Genomic DNA, 14,196 nt, shown 5'->3' on the forward strand with positions numbered 1-14,196 from the left:
GGGGCCTCGGAGGGCCTGGTCACGACCCTACCGACCGACGCCGACCCGCGGTGACCTCTTGCACGAGGCGCCGGAGTAAGAGAGGACACCCCCGTGGCCAACACCACCACCCGGCGCAGGCGGAAGCCCGCCCCGGCCGCGAAGCCCCGAGGCGCCGGGCGCGCCAAGGCGCCGGCGGCTCCGGCCTCCATCCCCGCCCAGGCCGCCGCTCCTGATGAGACCGTGCCGCTGGTGTTCGAGGAGGCCGACCCGGTCCTGGCCGATGCCGCCGACCGCGCCGCCGACCTCCGGGACCTGGCCGCCGACGACGTCGCGCGCATCCTCGCCGACAGCGAGGCCCGCGCTGCCGAACTGCTGGACGGCGCCCGCTCGGAGGCGGCCTCGATCACCGAGGCGGCCACGACCGAGCAGGCCCGCGTCCTCGCGGCCGCCCAGGCCGACGCCGACCAGGTCCGCGCCGACGCCGCGAGCGCCGCGGCCGCCGACGCCGACCAGGTCCTGGCCGACGCCGACGCGAAGGCCAAGCAACTGCTCGCCGACGCCCGCGCGGAGGCCGACAGCGTCACGGCGACGGCGTCCGGCGAGGCCGACCAGATCCTCGCCGACGCCAAGATGGCTGCCGAGCAGCTGCTCGCCGACGCGCGCCGTCAGGCGCAGGAGGTCACCACCACGGCGGCCTCGCAGGCCGACACGGTGCAGGCGGAGGCCGCGCAGGTCCTCGCCGACGCGGCGGCGGAGCGCACCGAGTTGCTCGCGGCGGCGGAGCGCACCGCTGCGGAGACCCGCAGCCGCGCCGCCACCGACGCCGACCAGGCCCTCCAGCGGGCGCGGAGCGAGGCCGACCGGCTGCGCGAGAGCGCGGCCGCCCAGGCCGCGCAGGTGCGCACTGAAGCGGAGAAGGCGGCCGCCGAGTTGCGTGAGGACGCTGCCCGCGAGCGGGAGGCGTCGCGCGCGGATGCGACTCGTACACGCGCGCTCGCCAAGGAGGACATCGGCCGGCTGCGGGCGACGGCGGCCGAGGACGCCGAGCGGCTGACCCGCACCGCCCGCGAGGAAGCCGACCGCATCCTGGCCGCGGCCCGCACCAAACGGGACGCGGAGCTCAAGGAAGCCGAGCAGGCCCTGGCGCAGGCCCGGCTGCGGGAAGCGGACGCGGACGTCACGCTGAAGGCCGCCGACGACATGGTGGCCGAAGCCGCCGCCCGGATGAAGCGCGCCACCGACCGCACCGAGCGGGCGCTGGAACGCAAGCGCCTCAAGATCCAGGCCAAAGGGGAGCGCAGGGACGCGAAGGAGGCCCGCAAGGCCAAGGCCCGTGAGCTGCGGGCCGCCTCCCGCGCCGGGAAGCCGGCCCTGACCGACCGCGTGAAGCAGTTCGTGAAGGTCAACGCGGAACGCCTGATGGTGATCGGCCCGATCACCGCCCCGATGGCCGTCGCGTGGACGGGCCAGGCCGGGTTCGCCGAGGACATCCTCGGCTGGGTCGTCCCGTTCACGATCCTGTTCGCCGCCGCCTGGGAACTGTCGACGGCGTTCGTGGGCTGGATGTACCACCAGGCCCGCCAGAGCGGCGACGCCGGAACCCTCTACCGGGTCTCCACCTGGATCTTCGCCCTCGGGGCGGCGGTCATGAACTTCTGGCACGCCTCCGGGCAGCCGGTGGCCGGCAGCCGGGTCTGGGACGCGAAGCAGGAGATCTGGACGGAGCAGATCACCTACTGGCACTTCACCCCGAAGGCGGTGGCGTTCGCCGCCATGAGCATCGTGGGCATGGTGCTGTGGGAGCTGTACGCCTCACTGATCCACCGCCGCAAGCTCCGTGAGGACGGCAAGGTCGCCAAGGCGCGGCCCTCCATCGGGGCGGTCCGCTGGTTCCGCTACCCGGTCCACAGCTTCACCGCCTGGTCGCTGGCGATCACCGACTCGCGCCTGACCACGCTGGACCGGGCCTGGACCGCAGCCGGTGCACAGCTCGCGGACCGCAAGGCGGTCCGGACCGGCCTGGCCCTGCACCGGGTCGTCGTCCCCCGCATCGGGGCCGACGATCACGGACCGGCCGCCATCCCCACCGTCCTCACCCTGACCCGCACGGACCGGCACGGGCCGCTGGAAAGCCCCGCTCCGGTCCGTCCGGTCCAGCACGGCGGGTACGCGGTCCGGTCCGGTCCGGCCGACCGGAAGGCGGTCCATGGCCCGGTCCGGACCGCAGGGGCCACGGACCGGACCGGCGGACCGGCGCTCGCCCTGGAGGCCGGTCCGGCCGGACCGCAGAGCGCTGACCTGCCGACCGGCCCCGGTCCGGACCGTGGACCTCGGACCGCGCCCGCCACCCAGAGCGCGGCGGGCACGCGCGGGGTGACGGTCCGGACCACCGACGCCGCTCCCGGACCGCAGGACGCGGACCGCACCGGACCGGCCGACCAGGAGGCGCCGGACAGCGCGAGCGGTCCGGACCGGAACGAGGAAGGCGGTCCGGACCGCACGGTCATCACGCTCACGGACCTGGAGCGGACCGCGCTGGACCGGCTCCGGACCGCGAACGAGCCGCTGAACCGGACCAACATCGCCAAGGCGGTCCGGGCCGAGGGCGGCTCCATCGCCACGGACCGCGCCGGACAGATCGCCGTCGCCCTCAAGCAGCACACGGTCCGCTGACCGGACCGCCCGCACGCCCTGCCGCTCATAGTCGCCACCGGACCGCGCTCGCCCACCGAGCGCGGTCCGGTGACGGCCACGGCCGGCAGGCCAGTTCAACCGTACCCGCGCCCCGAGCGGGTACGGCGGGCCCAGGCCCGAACGAGCACCACCAGCCCCCACGTACGCAGATCCGACCCGCGGAGGAACCCCGTGAGCACCGAAGACAAGCCCTTCTTCGACGACCCGAACGCGGCGCTGCGCGAGGTCGCGCAGAACCCCGCCGCCTACGCGCACTACCTCGCGGACTTCCACCGGGTCGTGCTGGACATGGCCGCCAAGCTGGAGATCCTCCAGCGCGAGACCCGCGTGCACTGCCGCGGGACCCGCGTGGAGGGCGACAAGATGGGCCAGGCTTTCCTGCGCAGTTTCCCGGTAGAAAAGTCCCTGAACGACCTCCTCAAGAACCTCAAGAACGTCACCTCGGGACTGGAAAAGAGCGCCCATAAGCGCCACGCCCACGACGAAAAGGTGAAGGAGGTCAAGAAGCAGCGCAAGGAAAAGGCGCAGCTCAAGGAACGGAAGAACAACCCGCCGCTCCAGGCCGCCCCGGAAAACCCGGGACAGCCGGGTGTGCAGAGCCCGAATATGGGCTATGGTGGCCCCACGTCGATTTACAACCTGGACCGCAGGGAGTCGGCGTGAGCGCAGGTCGCCCGCTCACGAAAGCAGAGCGGAAGGCGTTCAACCGTGCGAAACACGAGCAGAAAATCAAGCAAGAGCTGATCGCTCAGCACGGTAACGAACTCGGCCAATTCTACTACTGGCTCCGCGTCGCGAATATGCGGGGCACGCAGACTTATCGCGAGGGAAAACCGGACTTCGTCCGCGAGGTCGCGCTCGCCCTGCACAACGTCTACAGCCGCCACTTCGGCTAGCTCTCCGCGTCCCGCACGAAGGGCCGCTCCCGATCCCCGGGGGCGGCCCTTCGGTGATCCCAACGCGTGTTGCGCGTGACGCGTGCCGCGCGTGACGCGCGCGCGTACGCGAGGCCGGTGCCGACTGTCAAGCCCAGGAGGAGGGAGTCGCGTGTCCGACGACACCGACAGCAATGTGGTCCACCTCCGCACTCGGGGCAGCGATTCCGGAGACATGCCGGACGCTCCCGACGGCGGGGATCTCTTCTATTCCGAACCGCCTGACGGCGGTGCCGGTGGCGCTGTCCCTCCGGAATCCCCGGCAGCGACGACAACGGAACTCCCGCCTGTTCGCGGGCCGATTTCACCGGAAACCGCTTTGCGGGAAACGGGAATGCCCAGTTCTCCGGATTCCGACGACGAAGAATACGAGGAAGAGGAAGAGGAAGGCGAATACGCCCAGCCTCGCTCTCTCGCCGATCGGCTCGGTGACTGGCTGGAATACCGGCTGGAAGTGGCGCGGGACCGGCACGCCGGAGAAGCGCCCTTCCGCGAGGCCGAAATAGTGCGCAAGACCGCGCTTTTGAAAGCCCGTACCGCTCAGGAGACCGCGATGATGGAGCAGAACGGAAAGCTCCACGCCGCGATGGCGAAAGCGAAGACCGACAAGGCGGCAGCACGTGGCAAGGCCGACGCCGACCGCTCGCGGTCCTCCAGCTCCGGCATGGGCGCCGACAAGGGCCGCTCGAAGGTCGGCGGCGGGGGCGGTTCACGCGGGGGCGGCGGCAACGCCGGCGGTGGCCGGGGCTCGGGAACAAACGGGTCGGGCGGAGGGGCCGGACGCGGCCCCGGGGGCGGCAACTCCCCCAAGGGTGCCGGGAAGGGCTCTGATCGCTCCGCTGGCGGCCGTGGGGGCGGCTCGAAGGGCAATGAGTCGTCCGGCGGCTCCAAAGGCCGCCAGAACGGCTCTGGCGGCTCCGGGGGAGGTAAGTCCGGTACCGGCAAGGGCAGTTCGGGCGGCTCGAAGGGCGACGGCAACAAAGCACAGAACTCGCCGGCCTCCAGCCCGGCGGCCGAACGGGCCCGCGGCCGCCAGGAGCGCGCCGCCGCACGCCAGGCGGCACGGCAGCAGCGGCGCAGCGCCAACCAGGCCGCCAACCTCGCCGACCGCAGCAAGGACCGCGACCAGGACCGTGCCAACCGGCAGGCGCAGCGGGAGGAACGCCGCGCGGCGAAGGCCGAGCGGAAGGCCGCGAGGAAGGCGAAGCGGGAGGCCGCCAAGGCCGCCGACGGCCGCACCACCCTGGGCTCGGCCGTGGCGGAGGAAGCACAGCGCCGCTGGGACAAACGCCGCGCAGATGCCGAGGCCAAGGATACGAAAGACGCCGAGGCCAAGGCCGCCAAAGACGAGCGTGCCGCCGAACGGAAGGCGAAACGGAAGGCCAAACGGGAAGCCGCTGCGGCCGCAGCGGAGGGCCGCACCGCCTTCGTCGACGCGCTGGTGGACGAAGCACGGCGGCGCTGGGAGGAACGCCGCGCGCAGGCCGAGAAGGACCGCGAAGAGAAAGAACGCGCGAAGAAGGAGGAGGACCCGAAGGACACCGGCGGGACGAAGGACGCTTCCGGCGCCGACCGTTCCGGGGACGGGCCGGACAAGGACAAGGCCGGGGACAAGCCGGATGAGGACCCCGAGGAGCCGTCCGAGGAGGAGCCCGACGACGACGCCATGTGGGAGCGCATCAGAGAGCAAGTCAAGGCGCGGCTGCGGTCGTTCTTCAACCGCCGGTCCCGGGGTGCCTGGGGGCACTGGCGCAGGGCGAAGCCAAAGGAAGAGCCAGATCCCCCGGGCGGGCCGCTTCGTTCGGAAGACACCGGCTTCCAGGTCTACAGCCCCGGCCGGTACAAGCCCGGCGACCCACTGGATGGCGTGGAGATCGCGCCGGGGCCCAAAAGCCTGCCGCCCGCCCCGGAGCCCCACACCCAGCGTCCCGGCACCACCCGACCCACTGCACAGGAGGACCCCGTGACCTCAGAGGTCAACAAGCCCGCGTCGGGCCAGGCCGGCATGGCGGCCAAGCACCGCACCGACATCACTTTCGGTGAGTACCTGATGGAGGTCGTGAACATCGCGGTCGCCGCCGGGCTCGACAAGGACCTTGCCCAGGACCTGGCCGTCGCGCTCGGCAAGGTCGCCGACGCACTGCGGGACATGGCGGCCGACCTGATCGGTGACCACAACATCGCCGCCGAGGTCGTCGACCGGGTCACGGACCTGGCCGACGCCGCGATGCGGATGAAGCAACTGGCCGAACGGTGTGCCACCGAGTGCGAGATCGCCTCGGAGGCCGCCCGCCTCGCCGCCCTCGCGGTCGGCCGGACCTACGGCGAGGACATCCAGGCCATGGACGACGCGGGCCTGGCCCACGCCTCCGCCGCTGCTCACCACGACTAGGAAAAGGGGGGTTCGCTGATGAGCGACCTCGAGCCCTACACCGGCGGCGGCGCTGCCGTCTCCACAGAGGGCGACAACCGTTACAAGGCCGTCCAAGCCAATCTCAAGAGGCTGGGCCAGGCCATGGACATGGCCGGGATCGAGCTCGAGGCCCTGCTGCGCGGCATGCGTAAGAACGCCCAGCGCGCGGAGGGTCTGGCCGTGGCCATCGCCAACGCGGAACTGGACCGCAAGTTCATCGAGATGACGAACCAGGTGTCCGTCGCCCTGGGCGGCGCGGCCGTGGAGGTTCGCAAGCTCCACGAGACGGCCCAGGAGGTGTCCGGTCTCGCTCACGACACGCGGCGCACGCACGCGCGGCTGTACGAGGGCCTGGACGACATCCGTTCCAGCCGCCCGGAGCGCACCCCCAAGCCGGGCTTCTTCGCCCACTGACCCGCCCCACCCATCCCCAACCTCCGGATGGGCGGCCCGCCACCGACGGCGGGCCGCCCATCGCCGTCTTTCCGAAGGAGAGCTTTCCGTGTCCGTGCCGCGCAGCGTCGCCCTGGAGCGCACCCTCTACACCCTGGCCGCCCCGGTCCTCGCCGCGGCCCCGAACATCGCCCCCGACAGCCCCGTCAGCACGGTCGTGCAGCTGGCGGGCGCCGCCGGCGTCGGCGGCTGGGTCCTGGCCTGCAAGAGCGACAAGCCCGGCGCGGGGCGCAAGATCCTGCGCTGGTCCCCGCTGGTGCTCGCGGCGGCCGTCGACGTCGCCGCGAAGCACACCATCGGCTGGGGACCATGGTGCATGGACGCCCTGCTCGCCGCCGGATGGGCGGCGGCCGGCCTGCTGGTGATGCCGTTCTCCAAGCACAGCCGCCGTAACCACCGGCCCGCCCTCGCCGCCCCCGCCCCCGTCCCGGCGCCGCAACTGCAGCCCGCGCCCGAGCTGTCTGTGGCGCAGCCGGACGACGACGCGGACCCCTTCACCCGGCAGGTCCGCTGGCTGTGGCAGAACCGCGGACTGCCCGGCCGCACGATCGTCGTCAAAGCCACCCCGCACGAGGGCATGCCGAACGACCTGTCGATGCTGCTGCGGGCCTCCGAGGCGGGACGGCCGATCTCCGGACTCACCGACGCAGATGTCGCCGCCGCGTTCAGTGTCGACGTGACGGACGTGCACATCGAGGAGGTGGTCCGGCAGTACGGGCGCGAGGGCGGCCCCGCCTGGAAGCACGTCCACGTCACCCCCGACGCGAACGAGCGGCGCCGCAAGGCTCCCACAGCCCGCGAGTGGTGGGCCGACCGGATCGGTGCCGCCGGCGGCCCCGTGCCCGGCTCGGAGTTCGTCAAGGAGGTCCGCGACAAGCAGCGCAAGGTCACCCACTACATCGCCCAGGTCCCCGACGAGATGGGCGAGCCGCGCGTCAATCAGCACGCGCTGGCGGCCGCGCTGAAGACCAAGTACGACGAGGGCCGCCTGTTCGTCACCGTCGACGGCAGCCAGGTCCTGGTCTCCCTGTGGGACTCCAGCCCGCTCGCGCAGGTCTTCCGCGCAACGAGGGAGCTGCTGACCCCGGACAAGGACGGCCGCTGGGTGACCGGCTACCTCGGCAACGGTCAGCCCGCCCGCAACCGCGTCTACACCGACCGGGGAGCCGCTCACGGCCTGTTCGTCGCCCCGTCCGGCGGCGGCAAGACCCAGCTGATGGGCCTGCACGTCGCGGCCGACGCCCTGTTCGGGGCCGTGGTCATGCTCGCCACCGAGGCCCCGGACGAGAAGACGGCGGCACTGGGCAAGCACACCGCCCGCTACGGCGTCGGCCCGCTCTACATGGCCCGGCTCCTGCGGGTCCTGGTCGCGCTGATGGAGATCCGCGGCAAGATGCCGTGGGAGGACGGCCATGTCCACGAGTGGGACGCGACCCGGCCTGGCTGCCCCTACCGGATGCTGTCCGCGTACCTCGACGAGTTCCTCTCCGCCGCCCGAGACGGCCTGTACGGCGCGGAGATCATGGAGCTTGCGGAGCTGGTCTCGGTCAAGGGCCGCAAGTACGGAGTCGGACTGAAGGTCGCAGGCCAGTCCATCTACGTGCAGGACGGCTTCACACAGCTGCTGTGCGAGAACCTCCGGGAGAACTGCATCCCGGTCGTTTTGAAAGTGGCACCCAAGAAGGTGACCTCCATGTTCACGGCCCTCGGGATCTCCTCCGAGAACATCCCCGACCCCCTCCCCCGGTCCTTCTCCCCCGCGGAGGCGGGCCGGATCGAGCGAGTGATGCGCGGCGAGCCCGAGCCGCCCGCCGACTCCAACACCGGCGGCGCCGGCTGGATCGTCGAAGCCAAGCAGCCCGAGGTCCTGCGCACGTTGTTCATGAATTTCAAGGACGGCATCGACCGCTACTTCCCCGACACCATCGCCACCCTGACCGACTACGAGATCCGCGAGCTCGAAGCGCGGGGCCTGTGGTTCGACTGGACCGAGCCGCCCCGACCCGGCGAGTTCGGCCCCGAACCCGGCGACGACGAGGACAGCGACGACGACGCGCCCAAGAAGGGCGGCGGCAAACGCCGTAGCGGCGGCAATTCCGCCACGCGCCGCGACGCGGTCACCTCGCCCCGCCAGGCACTGGAAGCCATCAAAAACCTCACGAACGCATAACCGGCCGGGCCCGGCTCCTCGCCAGCCCTGACCACCACCCGCCAAAGGGGCGGCCCACCCGGGCCGCCCCTTCCGCGTTGACGAGGAGACCCGCCCATGCTCACCACCCCCACCCCCTACAGAACACGCCAGCCCGCCGACGTCGGCACCACCGGCGAGCCGGACCTGGAAGCCCGCATGGCGGCCGTGGACGCGGCCATGACGATCCGCCTGGAGCTTGCCGGGCTCGCGGTCGACATCAACAGCGCCCACATCGTCACCACCCCCATCGACCTGACCGACATCATCCGCGTCCCCGACGCGATCCCCACCCCCGCGGCCCCGGTCGACCTGTACCCCACCCCGGTCGCCGCGCTGCTCCAGCGAGCCCATCACCGGCTCCTCACCGGCGGTTGGTGCAGCGGCGCCATGGTCAACGAAGACGGCGCCGTCTGCTTGTACGGCTCCATCCACGCCGAAGCGAGCGGCGACCAGGTCCTGGAGAACCGTGCCTTGGAGATCCTCCTCGAAGCGATCCGCCGACGGTTCCCCGACGCGGCGAGTGTGCCTGTCTTCAATGACCGCTGGAAGCAGCCCCGCATCCCGCTGCTTCTGATCAAGCAGGCCGCCGACCTCGCCCACGTCCGGGATCTATAACAACCCCCTCATCGGGCCACCTGCCTCGCACCCGAACCCCACCGGGGATCGGGTGCGGGACAGGCCGTCCGGCCTCGCGGTCAGTCGTAGCCACCCAGATATGGCCGTGGCCGTCACTGGCCGGTGCCCCGCCGACATCAGTTCGTCGGCGGGGCGCAGTGCGTGCTCACTCTCCGGCCCGCCGGGTCATCTGGCCCTGCCTCCCCGCGCGGGTCCCACCGACGGCCGCCTGACCGCCCAACGCAACACCCACACCCAACTGGCGGATTCACATGTTCCACCGCAGCACGCTCACCGCCGACATGCGCGGCGAGCTTGCCGCCGACTTCATGCACGAGTTCGGCGTCAGCGAGAACACGGCCACTATGGCGGCCACCCTATTCCTCGCCGTCGCGTCCTCCACGGCCGAGGACCAGGCGGAGGCGGCATTCCAGCAGGCCATCGTGCAGTCCCACACGCAAGGCGAGCCCTGGGCCACGGAGTTCGTCCAGGCAATGATCGCCAAGCGCCTGCCGGGCTACCGCGACACCTACCAGCACGCCATCGCCACCGACCAGGACCCGGCCGCCGAGCTGGCGCGCGAGCACCTCCTGCCGACCGCGGCCGCAGCCGAGGTCGTCACCCTGCTCGCCACCGAGAACACCCGCATCACCGCCGACGTCGTCTGCATCCGAGGCGGTGACGTGCTGCTGATCGAACGGGGATGGCCGCCCCACAAGGGCAGCCTGGCCCTGCCGGGTGGGCACCTGGACCCCGGTGAGTACTCCCATGACGCTGCCGCGCGAGAACTGCTGGAAGAAACCGGCGTGGAGGTCTCGCCGGGCGACCTCACTTTCGTCGGGCTGTACGCCCGTCCCGACCGTGACCCGCGCGGTCGCTACATCAGCGCCGCCTACACAGTCACCGTCCCCGCCGACACCACGGCCCGGGCCGGGACCGACGCGGCTGCTGTGCAGTGGGTACCGCTGCACGCGCCCGGTGAGCTGGCCTTCGACCACAACGAGATCGTCCGCGCTGCGTGGCAGCAGCAGCTCGCCGCGCACCCGGCCGCCCCGACCAGCCCAGCCGACGACACTCCCCGCCTGCACACCGCGCACTGACGGACCGCGCGTATCCCGCCCCGGCCCTCCCGCCGAGGCGGGATACGGAGGACCGCGCAGCCAGGCGGCCCCACCACGACAGGAAGGAGAACGGCATGGAGACCGTCCTGGCGAGCGCGATCGCCGTGCTCGGCACTCTGCTGGGCTCCATCACCACAATCACACTGCAACAGCGCACAGCTCAGAAGGCCGAGCAGCGCACAGCCCTGGCGGCCGCGGCCGCCAAACTCGCTCACGCTCTCAGCACCCACCGCGGCCACCTCTACCGCCGCTGGGAACTCGCCCAACCGGACACCAGCACCACCCCGGACGAACTCGAAGCCGCTCGCCGCACCAGCCACGCATCCCGGGACACCGTCACCGGCCCCCTGTACCAGCTCCGGGCCCTCACCACCGATCAGGAACTGATCCGCCTGGCCGTCGCGGCAGTGGACGCGGCGTACGCGGTCAAACGCAAAGGCGAAGACCTGGCGAGCGTAAGCGCGGCCGACATCGCCGCCCGGCGTGACTGGGGCATCGCGGCCGACCACGCTCTCCTGGCCGCCGTCGCCGAACGCGTCGCTCCCCGCTGAACCCGGCGACCCGCCGAATCGCTCCCTCGCCACCGCGCCACCCAGGCACGCCCGCAAACAGGCACGAGCGGCGAACCGCCCCCTTCAGCCCGACACCCCCATGCGCAATCCACACCTTTTGGAGGATCAATGAATCAGCGTCTTCGTTCCCTGCTCGCCGACACCATCGCCGCGGCCATCGCCGGCTGCCTGGGGTACTCGCTCGCCACCTATGACGTCCCGCTGTCCCTCAACTTGGCATGCTCACTCGCCCTGTTCGTGACGTTCCACAACACCTTGCGAGAGATCACGCAGGCGTCCCGCACGGTCACGCACGGCCCGCCCGCGTCCCGCTCCGCATGGTCGACCAGGCCCAGCCTCGTCGGCGCCCGCGGCCTCTGACACCTGCTCCGGACCACCTGCCTCGCACCCGAACCCACGCGGTCGGGTGCGGGCCAGGCCGTCCGGCCTGCGCACCACCCGCTGCGCCCCGTCAACACCGCACGACGTCGGCGGGGCGCAGCGCTGCCCACCGACGACCGGAGGAGACCACTCGTGCTCATCCCCAGACCGCGCCGCCGGATCGGCCGGCCCCGCCCTCTCCGCCCCGGCCCCCGCTACCCGCACCGTCCCGCCGAGTTGCCCGGCGCCTGGAGGCAGTGATGCCCCGCTCCCGGAAGAAGCGCCGCCGCGAGGCCAAGAAGGTGCCGCGCAGCGAGGCGAGGCTGCCGGAGTTTGATCGGCGCGCTTGTCCCGAGGGTCTGGTCACCCGGCGGCAGTTACGGGAGAAGGGGCTGAGCCCGGGCGGGCACGGTCCGGTGGCGGTGTTGCGCTGCAAGGCGTGCTCCTACCGGCCCGACCAGGCGTGCATCCATCCCACCCGGGCCTGGCTCTACAGCGTGGAACTCGCCCGGCCCAAGCGGGTGCCGACGCTCGCGCAGGAATGGGCGCTGGACCGGGCAATGGCCGCGAGGTCTACCTGCCCCCGGTGCAATCGCCGGTACTACTTCTGCCTCCCGCTGCGCACCCAGGGCTGCTGCGACCCCTGCGGCAAGGGCTACGAGCCCAGCCCCGACACCTACATGACCTCCTCGGCCCCGGCTGGCCACCGGCTGGCCGCCTGATCAACGCCCTCCCGAAGGAGAAGCCACCCCATGGCACTGAGCCTGTTCACCCGCCGCCCCGCCGTACAGGACCCGACGACCTGGACACCCCCGGGCACGATCGTCGTCCAGCGCTACCGCAACATCGTCGGACCGGCCGAAGGCGCGATCGTCCTCGTCTACACCGTCGACAGCGACCGCCGCAGCGGATACTTCGCCACTGCCTGCCTCGGCTGCACCTACCGCGCCGCCAGCAGCGACCGCCTGTCGCGGCTGACGGAGAAGGCCGCCGCGGACCTCGCCAACGCCCATGCGGCCAGCTGCCGAGCGATGAACTGCGGCGTCCCGGCCGGCCCCGACGACACCGAGGCCGCGCAGATGGTGCGCTCCCCGGCTGTGGGGCCTGCGCCCGCACTGCACCACCAGCCCGCACTACGTCCACCTCACCGACTTCCACGCGGACCGCGTCGACCTCCAGCGTGACGACGACTTCATCAAGCATGCGATGGTCCAGCTCACCCAGAGTGAGCCGCACTTCCTCACGTCCCAGCCCAACTCCAGCGGCACCGGCATCCGGTTCCTGGTCCAGCCGCACCCGCCCCGGAACTGACGTGGTGCGCGCCCGAACCGCCCTGCTGCTCGCGGCCGCCGTACCGCTCACGGTCACGGCGGCCGCTGTCGCACTCAAGGCCGGCGCCTGGGAGCTGACCGCGTCCCGGCACGCCATCCGGCTCCACCCCAAGCCCCGTCCGGGCTGTCCGGACTGCAAGGGAGAGGGCGGTTGGTGGTCCGAGGGCCCCTACCCGGGCGGCGAGATGTGCTGGTGCTGGGACCGCCCCGTACCGACCCTCCGACTCCTGCCCGTACGTGCCCCCTGGCCGGACGAACCGCCGTTCTGACCTCCGACGCACCGAAGCCACCCCGGGCGGCCCACACATCACGCGGGCCGCCCCGTCACGTTCCGCAAGGAGAACCCCGCTCATGACGACCGTCACGGTCCCCGCCTCCACCGTCGACAAGAACCTGGACACCGCCTGCGCATCCGTCGTCAACGAGATCGGACGCACGGACGGCAAAGCCTCCTTACTGCTGGCCTTCAACGGCGCCGTACTCGCCGGTCTCGCCTCCGTCGCCGACAAGGACCTGCCACCCGCCACAAAGGTCTTCGGCGCGACCGCCGTCCTCGCCCTGGCGGCCGCCGCCGTGCTGCTGCTCCTGGTCGTCCGGCCCCGCCTGCGTGGCGACGACAAGGCATCCTTCCCGTACTGGGCGCGCATCGACGAAGACAAGATCCATGCCTGCATGCATGGGGACACCCGCGCGGCACGCATCCGGGTCTTGTCCGTCCTCGCCATGCGTAAGTACCAGCATCTGCGCCGGGCAGTTGACCTCAGCCTGGCCGCCCTGGCACTGCTGTTGATGGCCGCCGCCGGCGCCCTGATCTGACGGGCGGCCCGCGATGACTACCCGGATCCGAATCGACCGCGTCCGCGCCTCGGTCGGCATCGCCCAGCTCGCGCTCCAGCAGATCGAGGACGACCTCACCGGCGACGACATCGACCAGACCGAGCTCGCCACGATCCTGCACGAGCTCATCAAGGACACCGACCTGCCCGGCGGGCTCATCCCGGCCCTCGCGCAGCTGCTCACCATTGCCGCGCGCCGGGCTGAGCAGATCGAGCCCGACCGCGACGGCGACGTCTCATGCCCGCTGCACGAAGCCGCCGCCCTGCTCACCGACAACGCCGGGCAACTCCTGATCTGGGCTGCCCGCGCCCTTCACCCGCAAGGAGATCCCGTATGACGAAGTCCGCGCGTACCTTCGGCCGCAGCCCCTAGCGCCCGACGACCGGCCGCCCGCACGCCGACCGCGTCTCCGGCATGGAGACACCGATGATCACCGACATGGTCGGTGCCATGTCCCATCTGGAACACCTGGTGGAGGTCGTCGGCACGCCTGAACAGGAACTCGCCGCCTACACCACGCCCATCACCCCCGAGCGGCACCGCGACTACGTCCTCGGCAACGCCGCGCGTATCCGCCGTGCGCTGGACCAGCTCACCGCCCCGTACGAGACGGCCGCCGATACCAGCACGACCACGGTGGACAACACCGCCGCCTGAGCAGCACCCGGCACCCAGAGCCCCGGCCACCGAGC

General features: G+C 71.7%; 16 protein-coding genes. All 16 read left to right on the plus strand.

Features of this window, described 5'->3' with window-relative positions:
• Nucleotides 1-93: 93 nt before the first annotated feature.
• The 16 genes from ABD329_RS39600 (at nucleotide 94) to ABD329_RS39675 (ending at nucleotide 14,161) form a co-directional block, all read left to right on the plus strand.
• On the plus strand, nucleotides 94-2,655 hold the full coding sequence (locus ABD329_RS39600) for a collagen-like domain-containing protein (protein ID WP_198276083.1): 2,562 nt from the start codon (nucleotides 94-96) through the stop codon (nucleotides 2,653-2,655).
• Between the two features lie 192 nt (nucleotides 2,656-2,847).
• Nucleotides 2,848-3,339: a hypothetical protein gene (locus ABD329_RS39605; protein WP_198276082.1), complete on the plus strand. Its 492-nt coding sequence runs from the start codon at nucleotides 2,848-2,850 to the stop codon at nucleotides 3,337-3,339.
• Nucleotides 3,336-3,572, plus strand: coding sequence for a hypothetical protein (locus tag ABD329_RS39610; protein WP_198276081.1), 237 nt, complete (start codon nucleotides 3,336-3,338; stop codon nucleotides 3,570-3,572). The genes ABD329_RS39605 and ABD329_RS39610 overlap by 4 nt, the downstream gene beginning before the upstream one ends.
• 151 nt (nucleotides 3,573-3,723) lie before the next feature.
• Nucleotides 3,724-6,003 (plus strand): ATP/GTP-binding protein, encoded by a 2,280-nt coding sequence (locus ABD329_RS39615; RefSeq protein ID WP_344317654.1) that lies wholly within the window; start codon nucleotides 3,724-3,726, stop codon nucleotides 6,001-6,003.
• A gap of 18 nt (nucleotides 6,004-6,021) precedes the next feature.
• Entirely contained in the window at nucleotides 6,022-6,438 is a 417-nt protein-coding gene (locus tag ABD329_RS39620; RefSeq protein ID WP_344317655.1) for a conjugal transfer protein TraB, read from the plus strand.
• Between the two features lie 88 nt (nucleotides 6,439-6,526).
• Entirely contained in the window at nucleotides 6,527-8,647 is a 2,121-nt protein-coding gene (locus ABD329_RS39625) for a chromosome segregation protein ParM (protein ID WP_344317657.1), read from the plus strand.
• 96 nt (nucleotides 8,648-8,743) lie between these two features.
• The gene (locus ABD329_RS39630; RefSeq protein WP_344317658.1) at nucleotides 8,744-9,283 is read left to right on the plus strand and encodes a DUF6197 family protein; all 540 of its coding nucleotides are present in this window, start codon (nucleotides 8,744-8,746) and stop codon (nucleotides 9,281-9,283) included.
• A gap of 272 nt (nucleotides 9,284-9,555) precedes the next feature.
• A complete protein-coding gene (locus ABD329_RS39635) occupies nucleotides 9,556-10,383 on the plus strand; it encodes an NUDIX domain-containing protein (RefSeq protein ID WP_306420238.1) in 828 nt (275 codons plus the stop codon).
• A gap of 95 nt (nucleotides 10,384-10,478) precedes the next feature.
• Nucleotides 10,479-10,955 (plus strand): hypothetical protein, encoded by a 477-nt coding sequence (locus ABD329_RS39640; RefSeq protein ID WP_198282119.1) that lies wholly within the window; start codon nucleotides 10,479-10,481, stop codon nucleotides 10,953-10,955.
• Between the two features lie 129 nt (nucleotides 10,956-11,084).
• Nucleotides 11,085-11,336, plus strand: a complete 252-nt coding sequence (locus ABD329_RS39645; protein WP_198282118.1) for a hypothetical protein — start codon at nucleotides 11,085-11,087, stop codon at nucleotides 11,334-11,336.
• A gap of 260 nt (nucleotides 11,337-11,596) precedes the next feature.
• Nucleotides 11,597-12,058, plus strand: coding sequence for an RRQRL motif-containing zinc-binding protein (locus ABD329_RS39650; protein ID WP_344317660.1), 462 nt, complete (start codon nucleotides 11,597-11,599; stop codon nucleotides 12,056-12,058).
• Between the two features lie 30 nt (nucleotides 12,059-12,088).
• Complete coding sequence (locus ABD329_RS39655) at nucleotides 12,089-12,520, plus strand: hypothetical protein (RefSeq protein WP_344317662.1); 432 nt, start codon at nucleotides 12,089-12,091, stop codon at nucleotides 12,518-12,520.
• A 128-nt stretch (nucleotides 12,521-12,648) separates the two neighbouring features.
• Complete coding sequence (locus ABD329_RS39660; RefSeq protein ID WP_344317664.1) at nucleotides 12,649-12,936, plus strand: hypothetical protein; 288 nt, start codon at nucleotides 12,649-12,651, stop codon at nucleotides 12,934-12,936.
• Between the two features lie 82 nt (nucleotides 12,937-13,018).
• Entirely contained in the window at nucleotides 13,019-13,483 is a 465-nt protein-coding gene (locus ABD329_RS39665) for a Pycsar system effector family protein (protein WP_344317665.1), read from the plus strand.
• A gap of 13 nt (nucleotides 13,484-13,496) precedes the next feature.
• On the plus strand, nucleotides 13,497-13,841 hold the full coding sequence (locus ABD329_RS39670) for a hypothetical protein (RefSeq protein ID WP_344317666.1): 345 nt from the start codon (nucleotides 13,497-13,499) through the stop codon (nucleotides 13,839-13,841).
• A gap of 89 nt (nucleotides 13,842-13,930) precedes the next feature.
• Entirely contained in the window at nucleotides 13,931-14,161 is a 231-nt protein-coding gene (locus tag ABD329_RS39675) for a hypothetical protein (RefSeq protein WP_344317668.1), read from the plus strand.
• Nucleotides 14,162-14,196: the final 35 nt, after the last annotated feature.

It is taken from the genome of Streptomyces javensis (assembly GCF_039525925.1).
GTDB classification, from domain to species: Bacteria; Actinomycetota; Actinomycetes; order Streptomycetales; family Streptomycetaceae; genus Streptomyces; species Streptomyces asiaticus.